The organism is Streptomyces sp. NPDC048507, assembly GCF_043199995.1.
Taxonomy (GTDB): Bacteria; Actinomycetota; Actinomycetes; order Streptomycetales; family Streptomycetaceae; genus Streptomyces.
This window is the reverse complement of the sequence record NZ_JBICWZ010000007.1, coordinates 175187-197865: the sequence shown is the minus strand read 5'-3', so window position 1 is coordinate 197865 and position 22679 is coordinate 175187. Positions and strand designations below refer to the sequence as shown.

Sequence of the window (22679 nt, the reverse complement as noted above, 5' to 3'; positions counted from 1 at the left end):
CCATCTCCCCTTTTGAGGCGTGAACAACGCGCGTAGATTCTGACCCACGGGTAACAAAGCGCAACACCCCCGGCAGGTTTCGATCCGATGACCACACCCGAACGGGCGACAGTGCGACAGTGAATCCATGACCCACGACCCCGCACACCAGCCCTACGGAACCCCCGAGACCCCCCGCGTCGCCGTCCGCGGCGAAGCCCGCCTCGAAGTCGACCCCGAAATCGCCCGCATCGGCATCACCGTCAGCGCCCGCGGCACCGACCGCCGCACCGCCCTGGACGACCTCACCCGCCGCAACACCGCCGTCCTCGACCTCATCAAGAGCTACGGCGAACCCGTCGAAAAACTCGAAACCGGCGCCTTCTCCATCACCCCCGAGCTCACCCGCCACGGCCGCGCCGAACGCGTCCGCGCCTACCACGGCCGCGTCCACATCACCGCGGAACTCAGCGACTTCACCACCCTCGGCGAACTCACCACCCGCCTCGCCGACCTCGAACTCACCCAGGTCGACGGACCCTGGTGGGCCCTGCGCCCCACCTCGCCCGCCCACGGCGAAGCCCGCCGCCAGGCCGTCCTCGAAGCCGTCCAGCGCGCCCGCGAGTACGCCCGGGCGCTCGGCGCCGAACTCGCCGCCCTCGTCGAACTCGCCGACCTCGGCGCCGAGGACGGCGCCCCCTTCGCCCGCCCGGGCGGCGGGGGGATGCGCACCATGGCCTTCGCCGCCGAGACCGAGGACTCCGTCGCCCCGCCGCTCGATCTCGAACCCCAGCGCCAGACCGTCCGCGCCCAGGTCAACGCCCGCTTCACGATGACCCCGCCGCAGCTCTGAAACCCGTACGAAACGCCGAACACGTGCCCCTGTCGGGGTGCTCATCAGAGCACCCCCACGCACATTCAACAATTGTCAACAACCTTTTGCCCAACGGTTGTTGAGTGGACACCCGGAACCAATTTCCTACTGTCTGGTAGGGGCATACGCTCGACCCATGCGCCGAGCGAAAATCGTATGTACCCTGGGCCCCGCCACCGACTCATACGACCAGATCAAAGCCCTGGTCGAAGCCGGAATGGACATCGCCCGCCTCAACCTCAGCCACGGCACCTACGCCGAACACGAGGAGCGCTTCCAGCGCGTACGCAAGGCCTCCGACGAGACCGGCCGCAGCGTCGGCATCCTCGCCGACCTTCAAGGCCCGAAGATCCGCCTCGGCCGCTTCCACGAAGGCCCCGTACTCCTTGAACGCGGTGACGAATTCACCATCACCGTCGAAGACCACCCGGGCGACCGTCACACCTGCGGCACCACCTACAAGGGCCTCGCCGCCGACGTCACCACCGGCGAACGCATCCTCGTGGACGACGGCCGCGTCACCCTCGAAGTCACCGCCGTCGACGGCCCCCGCGTCCACACCCGCGTCATCGAAGGCGGCATGGTCTCCGACCACAAGGGACTCAACCTCCCCGGCGTCGCCGTCTCCGTCCCCGCCCTGTCCGAAAAGGACATCGACGACCTCCGCTGGGCCCTGCGCACCGGCGCCGACGTCATCGCCCTGTCCTTCGTGCGCAGCGGCCGCGACATCGAGGACGTCCACCGCATCATGGACGAGGAGGGCCGGCGCCTCCCCGTCATCGCGAAGATCGAAAAGCCCCAGGCCGTCGACAACATCGACGACATCGTCGCCGCCTTCGACGGCATCATGGTCGCCCGCGGCGACCTCGGCGTCGAAATGCCGCTGGAGCAAGTCCCCATCGTCCAGAAGCGCGCCGTCAAGCTCGCCAAGCGCAACGCCAAGCCGGTCATCGTCGCCACGCAGATGCTCGACTCGATGATCGAGAACTCCCGACCCACCCGCGCCGAAGCCTCCGACGTCGCCAACGCCGTCATCGACGGCACCGACGCGGTCATGCTCTCCGGTGAGACCAGCGTCGGCAAGCACCCCGTCGAAACGGTCCGCACCATGGCCCGCATCGTCGAAGCCGCCGAAGAGGACATCCTGGCCAAGGGCCTCCCCCCGCTCACCGACCGCAACAAGCCCCGCACCCAGGGCGGAGCCGTCGCCCGCGCGGCGGCCGAAATGGGTGACTTCCTCGGCGCCAAATTCCTCGTCGCCTTCACCCAGAGCGGCGACACGGTCCGCCGCCTCTCCCGCTACCGCTCACCCATCCCGCTCCTCGCCTTCACCCCCGACGAAGCCACCCGCTCCCAGCTCAACCTCACCTGGGGCGTCGAAACCTTCCTCGGCCCCCACGTCGACTCCACCGACGCCATGGTCGCCCAGGTCGAAGAACAGCTCCTGCGCATCGGCCGCTGCGTCCCCGGCGACATCGTCGTCATCACCGCCGGCTCACCCCCCGGCGTCAGCGGCAAGACCAACCTCGTCCGCATCCACCACATCGGCGACGCCGTCCGCTGACCCCCCGGCCAGGTGACACCCCCCCGCCCCCCCCGGGGTGTCACCAGCCGAACCGCCGGTCCACCACCACCGCGAACTCCTCGAACGACAGCACGGCGTCCCCGTTCGCGTCCGCCGCGTCGAACAACGCCGACGACGCCTGCGCGTCCCCCACCCCCCAGAACGGCAGATCCCCCCGGGCCGCCAGCGTCGGCCCCTTGCTCCGCAACGCCGAGATCACCTCCGCACGGGTCAGCTCGCCGTTCCGGTCCAGATCCAGCGCGTCGAACAGCTTCCGGGCCTTCTCGCTCACCGCGGGCCTCCTCGGTCCCTTGACCTCGACCAAGGTCGAGGTCGTGCGTTCCCCACATGACGATCAAGGAATACCCCGAAGAGCAGGTCGCTGCCCAGGCCATCGGCCACTGGACCGGCGCGCCCGCGACCGCAACCTCAAGGTCCACACCCGCATGCGGCAGGACGTCTCCGACGCCGACTGCGCGGACCTGCCGCTCCAGGGGGTCGGCCCGGTGCGCGTGCACTCCGGGTGACCGGACATCGCCGTACGCAGCAAAAAGCGGACGTCACGCGAAGGTGAACGTCCGCTCTTCGGACAAGTACCGGGTGCGGGACTCGAACCCGCACGTCCTTTCGGACAGATGTGTTTGAGACATCAGCGTCTGCCATTCCGCCAACCCGGCCAGGTCGCTGGTCGGAGTGTACCGGGTGACCATCGCGCACTGCAGCTAGGTAGGCTCATACAAGCAGCACCGCCCCGCAAAGAGGAGCCCCCCGTGACCGCCGAGCACGAGTCGACGCCCACGCCCGACGCCGACCAGTCGCACGTTCCGCCGCTGACGACCCGGGTCGTCATCGCCGAGGACGAGGCGCTCATCCGTCTGGATCTCAAAGAGATGCTGGAGGAGGAGGGCTACTCCGTCGTCGGGGAGGCCGGGGACGGGCAGACGGCCATCGAGCTGGCCCGTGAGCACCGGCCCGATCTGGTGATCCTCGATGTGAAGATGCCGGTCCTCGACGGGATCTCCGCCGCCGAGAAGATCGCGGAGGAGTCCATCGCCCCGGTCCTCATGCTGACCGCGTTCTCGCAGCGCGACCTCGTCGAGCGGGCCCGGGACGCCGGGGCCATGGCGTACCTGGTGAAGCCCTTCAGCAAGAGCGACGTCGTGCCGGCCATCGAGATGGCGGTGTCGCGCTTCGCTGAGCTGCGGGCGCTGGAGAAGGAGGTGGCGGACCTTTCCGCCCGTCTGGAGACCCGCAAGCTCGTGGACCGGGCCAAGAGCATCCTGCAGACCCAGTACGGGCTGACGGAGCCGGCGGCGTTCCGGTGGATCCAGAAGACGTCGATGGACCGCCGGATGTCGATGCAGCAGGTCGCGGAGGCGGTCATCGAGGACGCCGAGGAGAAGAAGAACGCCGCGAAGCAGTAGCGGCGCCGCACGCGCGTGAGGCCCGTCTCCCCCCGAGGGGAGACGGGCCTCACGCGTACGGGCGGCGGGGTCAGTCCTCGCCGAGGTAGGCCTTGCGGACGTCCTCGTTGACGAGGAGCTCGCGGCCCGGGCCCGACAGGACGATCTTGCCGATCTCCATGACGTGGCCCTGGTCGGCCAGGGACAGCGCGGCCTGGGCGTTCTGCTCGACGAGCAGGATGGTGGTGCCGGCGGCCTTGAGCTCGGCGATGGTCGCCATGATCTTCTGCATCATGAGCGGGGAGAGACCCATGGAGGGCTCGTCCAGCATGAGCAGCTTCGGGCGGCACATGAGCGCGCGGCCCATGGCGAGCATCTGCTGCTCGCCGCCGGAGAGGGTGCCCGCGGCCTGCTTGCGGCGCTCGCCGAGGATCGGGAAGAGCTCGTAGGCGCGGTTGACGTCCTGCTGGATCCCGTCCTTGTCGCTGCGCAGGAACGCGCCGAGCAGCAGGTTGTCCTCGATCGTCATGCGCGGGAAGATGTGCCGCCCCTCGGGGGAGTGGGCGAGCCCGAGCGAGACGATGTCGTGCGCGGGGACCTTCCTGAGCGATTTGCCCTCGAACTTGATCTGGCCGCCGCGCGGCTTGATGAGTCCGGAGAGGGTGCGCAGGGTGGTGGTCTTGCCGGCGCCGTTGGTGCCGATGAGGGTGACGATCTGGCCGGCTTCGACGGTGAAGGAGATGCCCTTGACGGCTTCGATCTTGCCGTAGGCGACGCGGAGGTCCTCGACCTCCAGGAGCGCGGTCACTTGGCCTCTCCGTCCGTGCTGGTGGTGCTGGTGGTGCCGGGCGTCCCGGCCGCCTCGGCCGTGGCCGCTTCGGCCTCGGCCGCCTCGACCTCGGCCACCTCATCGGCGCCGGGGGCGCCTTCGAAGGGTTCGCCCAGGTAGGCGGCGATGACGCGTTCGTCGCCCTGGACTTCGGCGGCGGTGCCCTCGATGAGCTTCTCGCCCTGGACGAGGCAGGCCACACGGTCGCAGAGGTTGAAGATGAAGCGCATGTCGTGCTCGATGACGAGGACGGCGATGCCCTGGTCCCGGATGGCGAAGATGAGTTCCTCGGCGGCGCGGGTCTCCTGCGGGTTCATGCCGGCGGTGGGCTCGTCCAGGAGGATGAGGCCGGGGTCGCTGGCGAGGGCGCGGGCGATCTCCAGCTTGCGCTGTTCGCCGTAGGGGAGGTTGCGGGCGAGGTGCTCGGCCTTGTGGGCGAGGCCGATGAACTCGAGGAGTTCCATGCCGCGCCGGTGGCTTGCTTCTTCGGCACGGCCGAAGCTGGGCAGGCGCAGGAGGGCGGACCAGAGGCCTTCCTTGGTGCGGGTGTGGCGTCCGACGAGGACGTTTTCCAGGACCGTCATGTTGTTGAAGAGACGGATGTTCTGGAAGGTGCGGGCGATGCCTGCGGCGGTGACCTTGTAGGACTTGGGGGGCAGGACCGTGCCCTTGTACCGGACTTCGCCCTCGGTGGGGATGTAGAGGCCGGTGAGGCAGTTGAAGAAGGTGGTCTTGCCGGCGCCGTTGGGGCCGATGAGGCCGACGATCTCGCCGCTGCGGACGGTGAGGTCGACGTTCTTGACGGCGGTGAGGCCGCCGAAGCGCATCGTGACGCCGCGGGCGTCGAGCACCGTCTCGGTGACCGTCTCGGTCGTGGTGGTGGTCATGGATCAGGCCCCTGTCTTGCCGAGGACTGTGGGTGCTTCGAGGTCCTTGTGCAGTTCGAGCTGGTTGCGCCGGTTGGGGATGAGGCCCTCGGGGCGCAGGCGCATGAGGACGACGAGCGCGATGCCGAAGACGAGGAGCTGGTACTCGCCGAGGAACTGGAGCTTGTTGGGGATCATGAAGAGGAGGGCGCCGCCGACGAGGGGACCGGAGATGGTACCCATGCCGCCGAGGACCACCGCGGCCAGGAGGAAGGCCGAGTTCGGGGGGACGGCGTTGGCGAAGACGTACTGGTCCGGGGTGACGGTGTAGTTCACGTGGGCCTGTACGGCTCCGGCCAGGCCGGCGAGGGTGGCGCCGAGGGCGAAGGCGATCAGCTTGACGCGGAAGCCGTTGATGCCCATGGCTTCGGCGGCGGTCTCGTCCTCGCGGATGGCGACCCAGGCGCGGCCGATGCGGGATTCGGCGCTGCGCCGGAAGACCATGATCACGATGAGGGTGACCAGGAGCATCAGCAGGAAGTAGTTGGCGAAGCGGCCGACGGTGAATCCGGCGATGGTGTGGGTGGCGCCGAAGTCGAAGCCGAAGAGGTCGACGTTGGGGACGCCGGCGATGCCGTTGGGGCCGTTGGTGAGGTCCGGGCCGGAAACGCCGTCGAGGTTGTTCATCGAGATCCGGAAGATCTCTCCGAAGCCGAGCGTGACGATGGCGAGGTAGTCGCCGCGCAGGCGCAGGGTCGGGGCGCCGATGAGGACGCCGAAGACCATGGAGGCGAGGGCTCCGAGGAGGATCGCGGCCCAGAAGGGGAAGTGCACTCCGAAGGGGGAGTTGGGGGAGCCGGAGACCAGGGCGGCGGTGTAGGCGCCCACGCCGAGGAAGGCGACGTACCCGAGGTCGAGGAGGCCGGTGAGGCCGACGACGATGTTCAGGCCGAGGGCGACGGTGGCGAAGATCAGGATGTTGACGCCGAGCGTCGCGTACTGGTCGTCGGTCTGGGTGAGGGGGAAGGCGGCGGCCGCGACGAAGGCGCCGACGAGGGCGACGTTGCGGTGCTTGTTGGTGAGTGCGGTGAAGCGGGCGACCAGGCCGGCCTTGTTGAGGGCGGTGAAGCCGAAGGCGGCGATGATCAGGAAGCCGATGAAGAGTTCCTGGTAGGCCGTGGTGACGCCGTAGGTGAAGAGGCCGAGGGCGACGGCGAGGAGCACGGCGATGAGCAGGATCTCGGCGTAGGCCGGGAGCGCGCGGGCCGGTGCCGGGGTGCCGCCGGCGTGGGCGGCCTTGGCGACGGCCCAGCTGTTGGAGACGTTGTGCTTGGTCTGCTCCCACCAGGTGTCTTCGGGGTCCGCGAGTTCGAGCGCGGGCCGTTCGAAGGGGAGGGAACGGGCGCCGATGTAGGCGGCCGCGGCGGTGACGACGGCGACGAAGGCGCCGGGTTCGAGGTTGACGAGGCCGCCGAGGGTGTTGCTGATGGCCCAGGCCGTGTAGAGCACGGTGAGCAGGGTGCCGAGCGCGGTGAGTTTGATCGCGGCGTCGGCTCCGCCGGGGGTGAGCCAGCGCAGGCCCTTGATGCCGTAGGAGGAGAGGCCGAAGAGGGTGGTGAGGGCGCCGCCGACGAGGACGAGCCACTGGAGGCCGCCGGGGTATCCGTAGACGGTGAGGTCTCCGGGGAAGGCGGCGGTCCAGGTCCAGGCGAGGAAGCAGGAGATGACGGTGAGGGCGCCGCCGGCGGTGGCGAGGGCGCGGGCCGTCTTCTCGGGGAGGGCGATCCCGGGGCGGCCGGCGAGCGTCTGCTGCGGGGCGTCCGTGGTGTCCGTGGTGGTTGTCGTCATGGTTCTCACGCCCTGTCGGCCACGCGCTCGCCCAGCAGACCCTGGGGTCGGAAGAGGAGCACGAGGATGAGGAGTACGAACGCCCAGGTGTTGCCCCAGGACTGGCCGCCGAGCTGGCTCATGCCGGGGACGTCGGCGATGTAGGCGGTGGTGAGCGTTTCGGCGAGGCCGAGGACCAGGCCGCCGATCATGGCGCCGTAGATGTTCCCGATGCCGCCGAGGACCGCGGCGGTGAAGGCCTTGAGTCCCAGGATGAAGCCCATGCGGTAGTTGACTTCGCCGTACTTGAGCCCGTAGGCGACGGCTCCGATGGCGGCGAACGCGGCGCCGAGGGCGAAGGCGACCGTGATGATGCGGTCGGTGTTGATGCCCATGAGCTTGGCGGTGTCCGGGTCCTGCGCGGTCGCCTGCATGCCGCGGCCGGTGCGGGTCTTCTTGACGAAGAAGCCGAGGAACGCCATGGAGATGGGGGCGGCGAGGAGGAGGAAGACGTCGCCCGTCTGGATGGTGATGCTGCCGAGGTGGAAGGGGCCGCCGGGGATCTCGGGGAACTTCACGGAGGACTTCGCGTCGGGGTACCAGGCCCACACCGCCTGCTGGAGGACGATGGAGAGGCCGATGGCGGTGATGAGCGGCGCCAGGCGCGGCGCGCTGCGCAGGGGCCGGTAGGCGAAGCGTTCGGCGCCGACGGCTATGAGGGTGGCGACGATGACGGCGCCTATGAGCATGAGCGGCAGCGCGACCCACATGGTGGTGCCGCCGGGGAGCATCAGCCAGACCGTGAGGGCTCCGAACCCGCCGGTCATGAAGATCTCGCCGTGGGCGAAGTTGATGAGCTGGACAATGCCATAGACCATCGTGTAGCCGATGGCGACGAGCCCGTACATGGATCCCAGTAGCAGGCCGTTGACCAGCTGTTGCGGCAGTTCGTGCACCGCAGGTCCTCCGAGTCTTTCGACGGATGTGACACCGCGCGGGGCGCTTGTGCGCGCCCCGCGCGGCAGGTGAGGGGTGAGGGCTAGCGAGCGGGTGCTAGCGGCGCCGGGTCAGCCGGCGAGGGTGCCGGACTCGACGGCCTTGAAGTCGTCGCCGTCGACCTTGTAGACGGTGAGCTGCTTGTTGGTGGCGTCACCGAACTCGTCGAAGGCGACCTTGCCGGTCACGCCGTCGAAGGAGACGTTCTGGACGGCTTCGAGGACCTTGGCGCGGGCGTCGCTCGGGAGCTTGCCGTCGTTGGCCTCGACGACCTTCTTGACGCCCTCGATGATCGCCCAGGCGGAGTCGTACGAGTAGCCGCCGTAGGCGGAGAAGTCGTCCTTGTAGCCGGCCTTCTTGTAGTTCTCGATGAACTCCTTGGCGGACGGCAGGGACTCGACGGGGGCGCCGACGGAGGTGCAGAGGTCTCCGGCGGCGGTGGTGCCGGCGAGCTCGACGAACTTCTTGTCCTTGATGCCGTCGCCGCCGACGAGCGGGATGTTGGCGCCGGAGGCCTTGATCTGCTTGCTGAGCGGGCCGGCCGCGGGGTACTCGCCGCCGTAGTAGACGACGTCGGCGCCGGAGCTCTTGACCTGGGTCACGATCGCCGAGAAGTCCTTGGACTCGGGGTCGATGTGGCCCTCGCCGGCGACGGCGCCGCCGAGCTTGGTGAACTCGCCCTTGAAGGTTCCGGCGAGGCCGGCGCCGTAGGTCTTCTTGTCATCGATGATGAAGACCTTCTTCTTGCCCGCCTTGTTGAAGAGGTACTGCGCCGCGTACGGGCCCTGGATGGCGTCCGTGGTGGCGGTGCGGAAGTAGCTCTTGTAGGTGCGGGTCTTCTGGCCCTCGGCCCACTTGGGGCCCTGGGTCAGGGAGGGGCTGGTGTTGGCGGGGGAGATCTGGACGAGCTTGGCGTCGTCGAAGACCTTCTGCATCGACTCGGAGACCGAGGAGTTCAGGGGGCCGACGACACCGAGGACGTCCTTGTCGGCGGTGAGCTTGGTGGCGTTCTGCTGGCCGGAGGAGGCCTGCGCCTGGTCGTCCAGGGCCGTGAACTTGAAGGTGACGCCCTTGACGTACTTCTTCTCGTTGGCCTGCTTGACGGCGAGCTCGGCGGAGTTCTTGATGCCGAGGCCGAGGGCCGAGAGGTCGCCGGTGAGGGGGGCGTCGACGGCGATGGTGACGGTGGTGCCGCCACCGTCGGAGCCGCCGGCCTTGTCGTCGCGCGATCCGCAGGCGGTGAGAGTGAGGGCACCCGCGGCGAGGGCAGCGGTCACGGCGATGAGCTGACGATGACGCACGATCAGTCCTTTCCTGGCGCCGCGTCCCCCCTGGGACGCGCCGAGTCGAACGCGGGGAACCGAACTGAAGTGAATCCGGCGGTCGCGGTAACTGGCCGTGACTCTAAGCGGCTCATCGGGGGATATGGAGGGCTGAGGCCAATGATGTGACTCTCTTGTTATGCCACGGCGTAATACATAGCGGATCTCTGCGGGTGGAACGGGGGAATTCAGGCCGGTTCGTCTTGTCCGCATGGTGAGACGCGTGAGGACCGTAAAGCGGTTTGAGTCCTGTCGCGCCAGGACTCTGGGACCTTTTGGTCATGACGGGGGCGTGGGCGCGGCGTCTCGGGTTTCGGGACAGGCCCTGGTCAGGGCGACGGAAAGATCCCTGGCATAACGGTCACCGGGGATGTAACTGTGATCCTCTTTCTGGAATCCATTACTGAGGGTTACTTCCAGGAAAGGGAGCCCGGAATTCCGTGCTACATGCACGCAGTCTTTCGCCTGAATCGTCAGGATCAGCTCGCGGACTTCCCCGGCTGCCACGGTGACCGGCAGCGCTGGCCGGATCGTGACGCCCAGCGCGCCCGACGGCTGGCCGATCCGCTCCAGCGTGACGGCCGGACCGGAGGAGGTCCGCACACGCACAGTGAACGCGAACGCGCTCCCGGCCGGAGGCGGCTCCAGCGGATCCCCGTAGCCGAGGGAGAGGGTCTGGGACGGGGGTGGCGGCGCGGCCGGGGGCACGGTCTCGGGCCGGGTGGCGTACCAGCGGGCGGCGCCCCCGGCCAGGACGGCGGCCGCCGCCAGGGCCAGCAGGGCGCGCCGCCGGCGCACCGCGCCCGCGCGGATCCGCAGCGCGAGGCGGGCCGTGGGCGTACGGGGACCCGTGCGCGGGGCCTCGCGGCCGGCCGTGCCCTCCCCGGGCTCCACCGGGCCGATGCCGCCGCTCACCGCCCCGCCCCGCGGGCGGTGGCGCCGCGGCGGGCATGGGGCGCGGCGGCGCTCGGCGCGGCGGTCCCGTGCGCGGTCGCCCGGGGCGTGCGCGCGGCGGTGGCGGCGCGCCGCGGCGCCGGTCCCGGTCCCATGGCGGGAACGCTAGACCGGCGCCGGTGGCCGCACAACTGCTCGTATCGGCCCGCTTGTTAAGACTCCGTGTCGCGCAGCAGGCAGGTGATGCGGGCGGTGCAGACACGGCGGTCAGCTTCGTCGCTGATGACGATCTCGTAGGTGGCCGTGGAACGGCCCCGGTGGACGGGCGTGGCCACGCCCGTGACCAGGCCGGAGCGGGCGCCGCGGTGGTGGGTGCAGTTCAGGTCGACGCCGACGGCGACCTTGTTGATCCCGCCGTGCATCATCGCGCCGATGGAGCCGAGGGTCTCGGCCAGCACGGCGGAGGCGCCGCCGTGCAGCAGTCCGTAGGGCTGGGTGTTGCCCTTGACGGGCATGGTGGCCACGACCCGCTCGGCGGATGCCTCCAGGACGCGGATCTCCATGCGGGTGCCGAGGTCGCCGGCCGAGAAGAGCGCGGGCAGGTCTATGCCCAGGGCCGCGTACTCGTCGAGGACTTCCTGCGGGAACTTCACGGCGTGCTGCTCGGCGTGCTGCTCGGCGTGCTGCTCGGCCATCGGGATGCTCCGTTCGTCAACGCTCGTTAACTCGATGTCTGTGGTGGCCGTTCTATCAGGCCTGCTCGAAGCGGACGACGACGGACTTGCTGGCGGGGGTGTTGCTGGTGTCGGCGGTGGAGTCGAGGGGGACCAGGACGTTGGTCTCCGGGTAGTAGGCGGCGGCGCAGCCCCGGGCGGTGGGGTAGTGGACGACGCGGAAGCCGGGGGCGCGGCGTTCGACGCCGTCGGTCCACTCGCTGACGAGGTCGGTGTAGGAGCCGTCGGCGAGGCCGAGCTCGGCGGCGTCGTCGGGGTGGACCATGACGACGCGGCGGCCGCCGGTGATGCCTCGGTAGCGGTCGTCGAGGCCGTAGATGGTGGTGTTGTACTGGTCGTGGCTGCGCAGGGTCTGCAGGAGCAGGCGTCCGGCCGGGACGCGGGGGTACTCGACGGGGGCCGCGGTGAAGTTGGCCTTGCCGGTCTTCGTGGGGAAGCGGCGTTCGTCGCGGGGGGCGTGGGGGAGCTGGAAGCCGCCGGGGCGGGCGACGCGGGCGTTGAAGTCCTCGAAGCCGGGGACGACGCGGGCGATGCGGTCGCGGACGGTGGCGTAGTCCGCCTCGAACTCCTCCCACGGGGTGGCGGAGGCCTTCCCGAGGACGGCGCGGGCCATGCGGGCGACGATGGCGGGCTCGGACAGCAGGTGGGGGGAGGCGGGGGCGAGGTTGCCGCGGGAGGCGTGGACCATGCCCATGGAGTCCTCGACGGTGACGAACTGCTTGCCGGAGGCCTGGACGTCCTTGTCGGTGCGGCCGAGGGTGGGCAGGATCAGGGCCCGCCGGCCGGTGACCGCGTGGGAGCGGTTGAGCTTGGTGGAGACGTGCACGGTGAGGGAGGCCCGGCGCATGGCGGCCTCGGTGACGTCGGTGTCGGGAGTCGCGCCCACGAAGTTGCCGCCCATGGCGAAGAAGACCTTGGCCTCGCCGTCGCGCAGGGCCTGGATGGCGCGGACGACGTCGAAGCCGTGGGCGCGCGGCGAGGTGATCGCGAATTCCCGGTCGAGGGCGTCGAGGAAGGCCGGGGCGGGCCGTTCGAAGATGCCCATGGTGCGGTCGCCCTGGACGTTGGAGTGGCCGCGGACGGGGCAGACGCCGGCCCCCGGGCGGCCGATGTCGCCGCGCAGCAGGAGCAGGTTGACGACCTCGCGGATGGTGGCGACGGCGTGCTTGTGCTGGGTGAGGCCCATGGCCCAGCAGACGATGGTGCGCCGCGAGGCCAGGATCATGGCCAGGGCGGATTCGATCTCGGGGCGGGTCAGGCCGGTGGCGGTGAGGGTCTCGTCCCAGTCGGCTTCCTTGGCGGCGGCCGCGAACTCCTCGTAGCCGTGGGTGTGCTCCCGGATGAAGGCCTCGTCGGTGGCGTCGCCGGCGTCGAGGACGAGCTTGTTGAGGAGGCGGAAGAGGGCCTGGTCGCCGCCGATGCGGATCTGCAGGAAGAGGTCGGTCAGGGCGGTGCCCTTGAGCATGCCGAGGGGGCTCTGGGGGTTCTTGAAGCGTTCGGTGCCGGCCTCGGGCAGCGGGTTCACCGAGATGATCTTCGCGCCGGCCTGCTTGGCCTTCTCCAGGGCGGAGAGCATGCGCGGGTGGTTGGTGCCCGGGTTCTGCCCGGCGACGATGATCAGTTCGGCCTGGTGGAGGTCTTCGAGGGAGACGCTGCCCTTGCCGATGCCGATGGTCTCGTTGAGGGCGGAGCCCGAGGACTCGTGGCACATGTTGGAGCAGTCGGGCAGGTTGTTCGTGCCGAATTCGCGGGCGAAGAGCTGGAAGAGGAACGCGGCCTCGTTGCTGGTGCGGCCCGAGGTGTAGAAGACGGCCTCGTCGGGGGAGGACAGGGCGCGCAGCTCCTCCGCGATCACCGCGAAGGCCCGCTCCCAGCTGATCGGCTCGTAGCGGTCCGCGCCCTCGGGGAGGTAGACGGGCTCGGTGATGCGGCCCTGCTGGCCGAGCCAGTACCCGGAACGGTCGGCGAGGTCGGCGAGGGGGTGCTCGGCGAAGAAGGCGGGGGTGACCCGGCGCAGGGTGGCCTCCTCGGCGACGGCCTTGGCACCGTTCTCGCAGAACTCCGCCGTGTGCCGCTTGTCGCCCTCGGGCCAGGCGCAGCCGGGACAGTCGAAGCCGTTCTTCTGGTTGACCTTGAGGAGGGTGCGCGCGGTGCGGGCGATCCCCATCTGCTCCTGGGCGATCTTCAGGGTGTGCCCGATCGCGGGCAGCCCGGCCGCCGCGTGCTGAGGGGGCGCGACCTGCGGCGCGTCCTGTACCGGATCACCTGCGGGCGGCTTGGTGGCCATGTCGCTCCCCTTTGAGCATCCTGGGCGTCGTGCGTCCCGAGCTGCCGCGTCCCGCCGTGCGGCCGCGGCAGCGCGCGTATTCGCGTACATGTCCGATCCTGTCACGCTCCGCCGACATCACCGAAGCCGGATTTGTCGGTGGGGGCGCCTAGGATCGGGGGCGTGGCAGAGACAGCAGCGAAGAAGACCGACCAGCCGCCCGCAGCGGACCGCCCCCGCCTGATGCTCATGGACGGGCACTCCCTGGCGTACCGGGCGTTCTTCGCGCTGCCCGCGGAGAACTTCACCACCGCGACCGGCCAGCCGACGAACGCCATCTACGGCTTCGCGTCGATGCTGGCGAACACGCTGCGCGACGAGGCGCCCACGCACTTCGCGGTGGCGTTCGACGTGTCGCGCAAGACGTGGCGCTCGACGGAGTTCCCCGAGTACAAGGCGAACCGTTCCAAGACCCCCGACGAGTTCAAGGGGCAGGTCGAGCTGATCGGCGAGCTCCTCGACGCGATGAAGGTGCCGCGGTTCGCGGTCGACGGCTTCGAGGCCGACGACGTGATCGCGACGCTGGCCACGCAGGCCGAGGCGGCCGGTTTCGACGTGCTCATCGTCACCGGTGACCGGGACTCCTTCCAGCTGGTGTCCGAGCGCACCACGGTGCTGTACCCCACCAAGGGCGTCTCCGAGCTGACCCGCTTCACCCCGGAGAAGGTCGAGGAGAAGTACGGCCTCACCCCCCAGCAGTACCCGGACTTCGCGGCGCTGCGCGGCGACCCGTCCGACAACCTGCCCGGCATCCCGGGCGTCGGCGAGAAGACCGCCGCCAAGTGGATCACCCAGTTCGGGTCGTTCAAGGAGCTGGTGGAGCGCGCCGAGGAGGTCAAGGGCAAGGCCGGGCAGAACTTCCGGGACCACCTGGAGGCCGTCAAGCTCAACCGGGTCCTGACCGAGATGGTCAAGGACGTGGAGCTGCCGAAGGCCCCCGCCGACCTGGAGCGCGCCCCCTACGACCGGTCCGCGGTGACCGGAGTGCTGGACGTGCTGGAGATCCGCAACGCCTCGCTGCGCGAGCGGCTGCTGGCCGTGGACCCGGGCACCGCCGAGGAGCCGGCCCCGGCCCCGGCCGCCGGGGTGGAGCTGGACGGCTCCGTGCTGGGCGCGGGCGAGCTGGCGCCCTGGCTGGCGGCGCACGGGGACGGCCCGCTGGGCGTCTCCACCGTCGACAGCTGGGCCCTGGGCCAGGGCAACGTCTCCGAGGTCGCGCTGGCCGCGGCCGGCGGGGCCGCCGCCTGGTTCGACCCGTCCGCCGCGGACGAGGCCGACGAGCGGGCGTTCGCCGCCTGGGCGGCCGACGCGGCCCGGCCCAAGGTCGTGCACAACGCCAAGGGCCTGATGCGGGTCTTCCCCGAGCACGGCTGGACCCTGGCCGGGGTCACCATGGACACCGCGCTCGCCGCCTACCTGGTCAAGCCGGGCCGCCGCTCCTTCGCGCTGGACGTACTGTCCAACGAGTACCTGCACCGGGAGCTGGCTCCGGCCGCCTCCGACGGACAGCTGGCCTTCGGCGACGCGGACGACACCGCCGAGGCCGACGCGCTGATGGCGCAGGCCCGCGCCGTCCTGGACCTGGGCGAGGCCTTCACCGCCAAGCTCGACGAGGTGGGCGCCACCGGGCTCCTGCACGACATGGAGCTGCCGACGTCCGAACTGCTGGCCCGGCTGGAGCGGGCCGGCATCGCCGCCGACCGCGACCACCTGGAGGCAATGGAGCAGCAGTTCGCCGGAGCCGTGCAGCAGGCGGTGAAGGAGGCGCACGCGACGGTCGGCCACGAGTTCAACCTCGGCTCGCCCAAGCAGCTCCAGGAGGTGTTCTTCGGCGAGCTGGACCTGCCGAAGACGAAGAAGACCAAGACCGGCTACACCACGGACGCGGACGCCCTGGCCTGGTTGGCCAAGCAGACCGACCACGAACTCCCGGTGATCATGCTGAGGCACCGGGAACAGGCCAAACTGCGCGTCACGGTCGAGGGCCTCGTCAAGTCCATCGCCGCCGACGGCCGGGTGCACACCAGCTTCAGCCAGACCGTCGCCGCGACGGGCCGGCTGTCCTCCACCGACCCCAACCTGCAGAACGTGCCGGTGCGCACCGACGAGGGCCGCGCCATCCGCCGCGGCTTCGTCGTCGGCGAGGGCTACGAGTCCCTCATGACCGCCGACTACAGCCAGATCGAGCTGCGCGTCATGGCCCACCTCTCCGAGGACGAGGGCCTGATCGAGGCCTTCGCGACCGGCGAGGACCTGCACACCACCGTCGCCTCCCAGGTGTTCGGGGTGGAGCGGTCCCAGGTCGACGCCGAGATGCGCCGCAAGATCAAGGCCATGTCCTACGGTCTGGCGTACGGGCTGTCCGCCTTCGGTCTCGCCCAGCAGCTGAACATCGAGCCCGCCGAGGCGCGCGGTCTGATGGACACCTTCTTCGAGCGGTTCGGCGGGGTCCGCGACTACCTCCAGCGCGTGGTCGACGAGGCCCGCGCGACGGGGTACACGGCCACCGTGTTCGGGCGCCGCCGCTACCTGCCGGACCTCAACAGCGACAACCGCCAGCGCCGTGAGGCCGCCGAGCGGATGGCGCTGAACGCCCCCATCCAGGGCACCGCGGCCGACATCGTCAAGGTCGCCATGCTGCGCGTCGACAAGGCCCTCGCCGAGGGCGGGCTCACCTCGCGGATGCTGCTCCAGGTCCACGACGAAATCGTGCTGGAGATCGCGCCCGGCGAGCGCGGGCGGGTCGAGGAGCTGCTGCGCCGGGAGATGGCCGCCGCCGTCGAACTGCGGGCCCCGCTCGACGTGTCCGTGGGCGTGGGCGCGGACTGGGAGTCCGCCGCGCACTGACGCCCGTACCCGGTCCGTCCGCCCGGGCGCCCGTTCCCGCCTACGCGGCGGGGGCGGGCGTCCGCGCGTCCCGGCCGGACCGGCCGGCGGAGTCGGGGGAGTCGGCGGGACCGGCCGGTCCACCGGGTCCGGCCGGTCCGGGGCGGTGGCGCAGCCGCACGAGGGCCCCGTACAGCAGCAGTCCGACGGCGAGGCCGCCGCCCGCACCGAAGCAGACCGTCGGGATGATGTCGAGCGGGGTGCCGATCCGGTCGAAGAACGTGAAGTAGCGGACCACCCGCGCCGTGATGCCCACCGCCACGCACCCCGTGACCAGCACGGCCGCCGCCCACAGCGTGCCGCGGCCGAGCTCGGGCACCGCCGCGGGCGGCCCCGGCGGGACCGGCGTCCGGCGCAGCGCGCTCACCGCGAACCACAGCAGGGCGCAGGCGGCGAGTGCCGAAGTGCCGTACTGCACGAAGGAGTACAGCGGCAGCCCGAAGGCGAAGGGCTCCCCGAGCCGGGGCAGCAGCTCCGTGCCCCAGCGGTGCGGGTGCGTGAAGCTGTCCCACACCACGTGCGTGAGCGAGCCCGCCACCGCCGACAGGTAGAACCACAGGGCGAGCGAGGGGAGCCGGCGCTCCCGCCAGTCCTCGCCGCGCACGCACGCGTACGCCCGGCCCCGGCGGCGCCGCGGCAGCAGCGCGAGGAGCGGCTCGCGCAACAGGAGCCAGGCCGCGCACAGGGCGGCGCTCAGCACGGCGTCCACGGTGAACACGCCCGCCGGGGAGTGCGCGAAGCCGCCGTAGCCGAACAGGCCCTGGACGACCGCGTCCGCGAAGTAGAAGGTGTCCGGCGCGAACGAACCCGCGACGAGGGCGGAGGCGACCAGCGGTCCCCGGGCGCGGCCGGTCCTGCGGAGCACCGGAAGGACGGCTGCCGCATGGCTGAGGGTGAACGGCACGGGGGCTCCTCCTGCTCTTCGGGACCGGGACAGTATGCGCGAGCGGCGCGGGGACGTGCGGATCCGGTGAAATCCGGACCTCGCTGCGTGCCCTGTGAAGGGAGTTGACGTAGGGTCACGCGCACACCTAGGGGAGGGACCGCTCATGTCGGCACGAATAGTCGGACGCGGACTGCGCAGGGGCGCCGCGGCCGCTCTGGTCTCGGCACTGGTCGCCGCGGCGATGACGGCTTCGCAGGGTCCGGCCTCCGGCATCGGCGGGCGGATGTCCGCGGCCGGGGAGGACGCGCGGTCCGAGGCGGCGGGGCCCGCCGCGGGATCCGGCGGCGACTCCTCCTACATGACCGAACTCCCGCCGCTGCTCAGCCCCGCGCCCCCGGCCGTCCTGCTGCCGGAGGGCGGACAGCCCGCCGTCCAGCCGACGCCCGGCCCCGTGCCCGACGCGGCCGCCCCGGCGGTGCCCGTGACGGTGCCGGTGGTGTGGGAGGGCGCCGGCGCCCAGGGGATACCCGCGAGCGTGCTGGCGGCGTACCGGGGGGCCGAGCGCAGGATCGCGGAGACGGACCCCGGCTGCGGGCTGCGCTGGCAGCTCCTCGCGGCGATCGGCAAGGTCGAGTCCGGGCAGGCGGGCGGCGGCCGGGTCGATGCCGCCGGAACCACCCTGCGGCCCATCCTGGGACCGGTGCTCGACGGCAACGGATTCGCGAACATCTCCGACACGGACGGCGGGGCCTACGACGGCGACGCCCGCCACGACCGGGCCGTCGGACCGATGCAGTTCATCCCCTCCACCTGGGCGGCCTGGGGCCAGGACGCCAACGGCGACGGGCGCCGCGACCCGAACAACGTCCACGACGCGGCCCTGGCGGCCGGCCGCTACCTGTGCGCGGGAACCCGTGACCTGCGGGTGGGGGCCGACCTCGACCGGGCGGTGCTCTCCTACAACCAGTCCGGGGAGTACCTGAGGACGGTGCGGGCCTGGTTCACGTACTACCTCCAGGGGGCGCACGAGGTTCCCGACACGGGTGGTACGGGCGGCGGCGGTACGGGTGCGGGTGCGGGCACGGGCGCCGGGACGGGCGCGCCGGCCACCCCGAAGCCGGAGCCGAAGCCCACCCCGACGCCGAAGCCCACGCCGACGCCGACTCCGACGCCGAAGCCGACTCCCACGCCGACCCCCACGCCGACCCCCACGCCGACCCCCACGCCGACGCCCACGCCGACGCCGACCCCGAAGCCGACCCCGACTCCCACGCCGACGCCGACCCCGACCCCCACGCCGACCCCGAAGCCGACGCCGACCCCCACCCCGACCCCCTCGGCGTCGGCGTCCTCCCCGGCGAAGCCCTCCGTCCCGGCTGCCACCCCCAAGGCGAGCCCCGCCCCCGGCGCCTCCGCCACGCGCACCCCGTAGGGCCCCGGAGTCCCCGCGGCCCCAGGCCCGTTCCGCCCGCCGCCCGGGCGGGGCGGGCCTTCTCGCGCGCAGGTCCAGACGGTTCTCATCTCGCCCCCGCGTTGCTACGGTACGCCTCCCTGACGCCCCATCAGATATCGGAGGCCCCGGCATGCGCGCACTCGTCGCCGCCGCCATCGGGCTGGCCGCCGCGCTGGCCCTCGTCCTCGCCGTCACGGCGTTCGGGGCGCCGGAGGGCACGACCTCGCCCAAGCCCCTGCTCACCACCGCGCCCGCCGCGCCCGGACAGTAGAGGAGACCGGCCGTGCGACGCAGAGCGAGCCTGGTCCTGCTAGCCCTCGCCGTGTTCTGCGCGGCCCTCGCCCCACTGCTGCGCTGGTACGCGTACCCCAGGCTGGCCAAGATCCCGCCGAACCAGTACCAGGAGATGGTGCTGGAGGCCAAGGACGCGACCCTGCTCGACTACACCGGCGGCATGCAGCCCAAGAAGGTCGACAAGGTCACCATCGTCCAGACCCTCAAGGGCAACGTCGAGGCGTCCAGGGAGATCGAGGCCAGCGCGGGCAAGGACGTCGTCGTCTGGGACACGCTGTCCTACATCATCGGGCCGGACGGCAAGATGGTCTCCCGGATCCCCGAGCGCTACATCTTCGACGCGCACACCCAGGACCCGGTGCACGCCACCGGCGAGATGGTCGACGCAGACCCCGTCAAGCGCCAGGGCATCGAGTTCAAGTGGCCGTTCTTCACCGAACCGCGCGACTACCTGTACTTCGACGCGCAGACCCGCACCTCGTCGCCGATCCACTACGTCGGACCGCGCACCTACCGGGGCATGGACGTCTACTACTTCGAGCAGACCGTCCCCTGGACCAAGGTGCCCATGCCCAAGAAGATGCCGATCGAGGGCATCGACCCGGCGACGATCGAGCAGACCACCGGCACCACCCTCTGGTACACGGTGACGGCCCGGTTCTGGGTGGATCCCGTCACGGGGGCGCCCGTCAACGCCGAACAGGACATCCAGCAGGAGATGCGCGGCGGCATCGCGGCCGGGGCGCCCGATGGCAAGCTCACCGCCTTCGCCGGGCACGTCACCATGCGGCCCGACTACGCGAAGTACACCCTGGACCTGGTCTCCGCCAACCGTACGAAGGTCCTCGCACTCCACACCTACGCCCCGGCCGGCCTCGCCCTGGGCGGGCTGGCGCTGCTCGCGGCCGCCCTCTGGCTGGAGGCCCGCGGCCGCCGCGGGGAACGCCACCGCGAGGGCGGGCTCAGCGCCTGAGGCGGGCGTTGGTGTGCCGGGTCGGCTCGGCGGTCGCCGGATCCTCGGGCCACGGGTGCTTGGGGTACCGGCCGCGCAGCTCGGCGCGCACGGCGCGGTAGCCGCCCCGCCAGAAGGAGGCCAGGTCGGCGGTGACGGCGGCGGGCCGCCCGGCCGGGGACAGCAGGTGCACCAGCACCGGCACCCCGGCCACCCGCGGCGTCTCGGCCAGCCCGAACAGTTCCTGGAGCTTCACCGCGAGGACGGGCTGCTCGGCGGAGTAGTCGACGCGGACGCGGGAGCCGCTGGGCACCTCGATCCGCTCGGGGGCCAGTTCGTCGAGCCGGACCGCCTCCCCGGTGGCCCACGGCAGCAGCCGGTTCAGCGCCTGGCCCGCGTCGATGCGGCCCAGGTCGGCGCGGCGGCGGGCCCGCGACAGCTCGGGCTCCAGCCAGTCCCCGGCCCGGCCCAGCAGAGCCGCGTCGTCCGCCACGTCGGGCCAGCCGCCGCCCAGCGTCCGGTGCAGGAAGCCCAGCCGGGACCGCAGCGCCAACGCGTCCGCGGACCAGCGCAGCAGCCCCAGGCCGTCACCGCGCAGCCCGTCGAGGAGGGCGGCCCGGACCAGGTCCGGGTCGGGGGAGCGCAGCGGGCGGACGGTCAGCTCGATCGCCCCGAGCCGCTCGGCGGTGCGGGCGACGATGTCGCCGTCCTCCCAGCGCACCTCCTCGCCGGAGGTGAGCAGGTGCCGGGCCGCTGCGCGGGCGTCGCCCTCGTCGATGACGGCCGCCAGCCGGACCCGGGCGGAGGGGGAGTGCGGCGCCCGGTCGGCGACCGCTACGGCCAGCCAGGGCGCACTGCGCAGCGGCGAGGCCTCGGCGAGCTCGGCCCCCGTGCCGCCCGCCATCAGGAAGGCGCCGCCGCCCTTGGCCTTCGCCACCCGCTCCGGGAACGCGAGGGCCGCGACGAGCCCGGCCGCGGCCTGGTCGGACAGCGTGCGCTCCGGGCGCGGAGCGGGGTTCCCGTCGGTGGCGGCGCGTTCCAGCCGCCCCGCCTCCGCCCGCCAGCGCGCGGCGTACGCGTCGCCGCCCGACCGGGCCCGGCGCCAGGCGGCGGCGAGGTCGTCCCCGTACTCGCGCGGCGGCTCCTCGCTCAGCAGCGCGACGACCTCCGCCGCCCGCCGGGACCCCAGCGCGGCGGAGCCGTCCAGCAGGGCGCGGGCCAGGCGCGGGTGCAGCCCCAGCCGGGCCATCCGCTGCCCGCGCGGGGTCGGCCGCCCGGCCGCGTCCACCGCGCCGACGGCCCCCAGCACCTCCCGCGCGGCGCCCATCGCCCCGGCCGGCGGCGGGTCCGGCAGGGCCAGCCCGGCGGCGTCGGGGTCGCCCCAGCAGGCCGCCTGGAGCGCGAACTGCGCCAGGTCCGCGATCCGGATCTCGGGAGAGGGGAAGGCGGGCAGCCGGGCGTCCTCCGCCTCGGCCCAGCACCGGTACACCGTCCCCGGCGCCTCCCGGCCGGCCCGGCCCGCCCGCTGGCGGCCCGCCGCGCGCGACGCCCGTACGGTCGCCAGCGCCCCCAGGCCCCGGGCGTGGTCCACCCGGGGTTCGCGCGCGAGCCCCGAGTCCACGACCACCCGTACGCCCGGCACGGTCAGGCTCGACTCCGCGACCGCCGTCGCCAGGATCACCCGGCGGTGCGGCGCGGCCGTCAGCACCGCGTCCTGGACGGCGGCGGGCGCCCGGCCGTGCACCTGGAGGACCTCCGCGCCGACCGCTCCCAGCGCTGCGGCGACCCGGGCGATCTCGCCCACGCCGGGCAGGAAGCACAGCACGTCACCGGTGCGTTCCGCCAGGGCCCGCCGGACCACCGAGGCCACGTGCGCCAGCTGGGCCGGATCCACCCGCATCCCGTGCGGCGGCCGCACCGGCCGGGGCGGCGGCGCCCACACCGTCTCCACCGGGTGGGAGACGGAGGCGGCCTCCACCACCGGGGCGGGCGATCCCGCCCCGGGCCCGGCACCGGCCCCGGGGTCGCCCAGCAGCCGGGCCCACGCGTCCGCGTCGGTCGTCGCCGAGGCCGCCACCAGGCGCAGCTCCGGGCGCAGGGTCGCGCGCACGTCGAGGAGGAAGGCGGCGGCGGTGTCCGCGTCCAGGTGCCGCTCGTGGCACTCGTCCAGGACCACCACGTCCACGCCGGTCAGCTCCTGGTCCCGCTGGAGCCGTTGCAGCAGCACTCCGGTGGTGACCACCTCGACCAGCGCGGCGGGACCCACGACCCGCTCGCCGCGCACCGTGAAGCCGACCGACTCCCCGGCCCGCTCGCCCAGCAGCCACGCCATCCGCCGGGCGGCGGCCCGGGCCGCGATCCGCCGCGGCTCCGCGACGAGCACCCGGCGCCGCGGCCCGCCTCCCACGAGCCCCGCCAGCACCAGCGGCACCAGCGTGGTCTTGCCGGTGCCGGGCGGGGCGCACAGCACCGCCGCGCCCCGGTCCGCCAGGGCGGCGACGAGCGCGGGCACGGCCTCCCGTACGGGCAGGGCGTCGAGATCGGCGGTCCGCGGCGCGCGGTGGGCGGCGGGGCCCTGCGGGGGACGGGTCACG

At 72.0% G+C, this 22679-nt stretch carries 18 protein-coding genes and 1 tRNA gene; 7 read left to right on the top strand and 12 right to left on the bottom strand.

Annotated features, from left to right (window positions below):
• The first annotated feature begins 127 nt into the window (after positions 1–127).
• Positions 128–832 carry an SIMPL domain-containing protein gene (locus ACGFXC_RS21110; protein WP_393714909.1) on the top strand — a complete coding sequence of 235 codons (705 nt, stop codon included), beginning with the start codon at positions 128–130 and terminating at the stop codon, positions 830–832.
• Between the two features lie 157 nt (positions 833–989).
• A complete protein-coding gene (gene pyk, locus ACGFXC_RS21105) occupies positions 990–2417 on the top strand; it encodes a pyruvate kinase (RefSeq protein WP_393714907.1) in 1428 nt (475 codons plus the stop codon).
• A 40-nt stretch (positions 2418–2457) separates the two neighbouring features.
• On the opposite strand, the gene ACGFXC_RS21100 is transcribed toward pyk, so the two are convergent.
• Both ACGFXC_RS21100 and ACGFXC_RS21095 read right to left on the bottom strand, forming a co-directional pair.
• Complete coding sequence (locus tag ACGFXC_RS21100) at positions 2458–2709, bottom strand: EF-hand domain-containing protein (protein WP_393714905.1); 252 nt, start codon at positions 2707–2709, stop codon at positions 2458–2460.
• 302 nt (positions 2710–3011) lie between these two features.
• A tRNA-Leu gene (locus ACGFXC_RS21095) sits at positions 3012–3094 on the bottom strand.
• A gap of 93 nt (positions 3095–3187) precedes the next feature.
• Here ACGFXC_RS21095 and ACGFXC_RS21090 point away from each other — a divergent pair.
• Positions 3188–3841, top strand: a complete 654-nt coding sequence (locus ACGFXC_RS21090; protein ID WP_393714904.1) for an ANTAR domain-containing response regulator — start codon at positions 3188–3190, stop codon at positions 3839–3841.
• A gap of 70 nt (positions 3842–3911) precedes the next feature.
• Here ACGFXC_RS21090 and ACGFXC_RS21085 read toward each other — a convergent pair whose 3' ends face one another.
• The 8 genes from ACGFXC_RS21085 to ACGFXC_RS21050 form a co-directional block, all read right to left on the bottom strand.
• On the bottom strand, positions 3912–4628 hold the full coding sequence (locus ACGFXC_RS21085; RefSeq protein WP_393714902.1) for an ABC transporter ATP-binding protein: 717 nt from the start codon (positions 4626–4628) through the stop codon (positions 3912–3914).
• Positions 4625–5536 (bottom strand): ABC transporter ATP-binding protein, encoded by a 912-nt coding sequence (locus ACGFXC_RS21080; RefSeq protein WP_393714900.1) that lies wholly within the window; start codon positions 5534–5536, stop codon positions 4625–4627. The genes ACGFXC_RS21085 and ACGFXC_RS21080 overlap by 4 nt, the downstream gene beginning before the upstream one ends.
• Before the next feature lie 3 nt (positions 5537–5539).
• Complete coding sequence (locus ACGFXC_RS21075; protein WP_393714898.1) at positions 5540–7372, bottom strand: branched-chain amino acid ABC transporter permease; 1833 nt, start codon at positions 7370–7372, stop codon at positions 5540–5542.
• Positions 7369–8298, bottom strand: coding sequence for a branched-chain amino acid ABC transporter permease (locus ACGFXC_RS21070; protein ID WP_393714897.1), 930 nt, complete (start codon positions 8296–8298; stop codon positions 7369–7371). The genes ACGFXC_RS21075 and ACGFXC_RS21070 overlap by 4 nt, the downstream gene beginning before the upstream one ends.
• 111 nt (positions 8299–8409) lie before the next feature.
• Positions 8410–9639 carry a branched-chain amino acid ABC transporter substrate-binding protein gene (locus ACGFXC_RS21065; protein ID WP_393714895.1) on the bottom strand — a complete coding sequence of 410 codons (1230 nt, stop codon included), beginning with the start codon at positions 9637–9639 and terminating at the stop codon, positions 8410–8412.
• Positions 9640–9939: 300 nt separating this feature from the next.
• Positions 9940–10575 (bottom strand): Tat pathway signal sequence domain protein, encoded by a 636-nt coding sequence (locus ACGFXC_RS21060; protein WP_393714893.1) that lies wholly within the window; start codon positions 10573–10575, stop codon positions 9940–9942.
• 191 nt (positions 10576–10766) lie between these two features.
• On the bottom strand, positions 10767–11249 hold the full coding sequence (locus tag ACGFXC_RS21055) for a PaaI family thioesterase (RefSeq protein WP_393714891.1): 483 nt from the start codon (positions 11247–11249) through the stop codon (positions 10767–10769).
• A 55-nt stretch (positions 11250–11304) separates the two neighbouring features.
• Complete coding sequence (locus tag ACGFXC_RS21050) at positions 11305–13575, bottom strand: FdhF/YdeP family oxidoreductase (protein ID WP_393714889.1); 2271 nt, start codon at positions 13573–13575, stop codon at positions 11305–11307.
• Positions 13576–13737: 162 nt separating this feature from the next.
• Here ACGFXC_RS21050 and polA point away from each other — a divergent pair, with 162 nt between their 5' ends.
• A complete protein-coding gene (gene polA / locus ACGFXC_RS21045; protein ID WP_393714887.1) occupies positions 13738–16461 on the top strand; it encodes a DNA polymerase I in 2724 nt (907 codons plus the stop codon).
• A 40-nt stretch (positions 16462–16501) separates the two neighbouring features.
• Here the strand turns inward: polA and ACGFXC_RS21040 are convergent, their stop codons facing one another.
• Positions 16502–17404: a DUF4184 family protein gene (locus ACGFXC_RS21040; RefSeq protein ID WP_393714885.1), complete on the bottom strand. Its 903-nt coding sequence runs from the start codon at positions 17402–17404 to the stop codon at positions 16502–16504.
• A gap of 145 nt (positions 17405–17549) precedes the next feature.
• On the opposite strand from ACGFXC_RS21040, the gene ACGFXC_RS21035 reads away from it, so the two are divergent.
• From ACGFXC_RS21035 to ACGFXC_RS21025, 3 genes are all read left to right on the top strand, one after another.
• Complete coding sequence (locus tag ACGFXC_RS21035) at positions 17550–18818, top strand: lytic transglycosylase domain-containing protein (protein ID WP_393714883.1); 1269 nt, start codon at positions 17550–17552, stop codon at positions 18816–18818.
• Positions 18819–18969: 151 nt separating this feature from the next.
• Positions 18970–19110 (top strand): SPW_0924 family protein, encoded by a 141-nt coding sequence (locus ACGFXC_RS21030; RefSeq protein ID WP_351825887.1) that lies wholly within the window; start codon positions 18970–18972, stop codon positions 19108–19110.
• A 12-nt stretch (positions 19111–19122) separates the two neighbouring features.
• Positions 19123–20106: a DUF3068 domain-containing protein gene (locus ACGFXC_RS21025; RefSeq protein WP_393714881.1), complete on the top strand. Its 984-nt coding sequence runs from the start codon at positions 19123–19125 to the stop codon at positions 20104–20106.
• Here the strand turns inward: ACGFXC_RS21025 and hrpB are convergent.
• A complete protein-coding gene (gene hrpB / locus ACGFXC_RS21020) occupies positions 20096–22678 on the bottom strand; it encodes an ATP-dependent helicase HrpB (protein ID WP_393714879.1) in 2583 nt (860 codons plus the stop codon). The genes ACGFXC_RS21025 and hrpB overlap by 11 nt on opposite strands.
• Between the last annotated feature and the right edge of the window lies 1 nt (position 22679).

What these genes read in the sequence shown, in the direction of transcription:
- ACGFXC_RS21110 (WP_393714909.1), top strand. Translation starts at nt 128, where the DNA reads ATGACCCACGACCCCGCACACCAGCCCTACGGAACCCCCGAGACCCCC.
- pyk (WP_393714907.1), top strand. Translation starts at nt 990, where the DNA reads ATGCGCCGAGCGAAAATCGTATGTACCCTGGGCCCCGCCACCGACTCA.
- ACGFXC_RS21080 (WP_393714900.1), bottom strand. Translation starts at nt 5,536, where the DNA reads ATGACCACCACCACGACCGAGACGGTCACCGAGACGGTGCTCGACGCC.
- ACGFXC_RS21055 (WP_393714891.1), bottom strand. Translation starts at nt 11,249, where the DNA reads ATGGCCGAGCAGCACGCCGAGCAGCACGCCGAGCAGCACGCCGTGAAG.
- ACGFXC_RS21050 (WP_393714889.1), bottom strand. Translation starts at nt 13,575, where the DNA reads ATGGCCACCAAGCCGCCCGCAGGTGATCCGGTACAGGACGCGCCGCAG.
- ACGFXC_RS21035 (WP_393714883.1), top strand. Translation starts at nt 17,550, where the DNA reads ATGTCGGCACGAATAGTCGGACGCGGACTGCGCAGGGGCGCCGCGGCC.
- ACGFXC_RS21030 (WP_351825887.1), top strand. Translation starts at nt 18,970, where the DNA reads ATGCGCGCACTCGTCGCCGCCGCCATCGGGCTGGCCGCCGCGCTGGCC.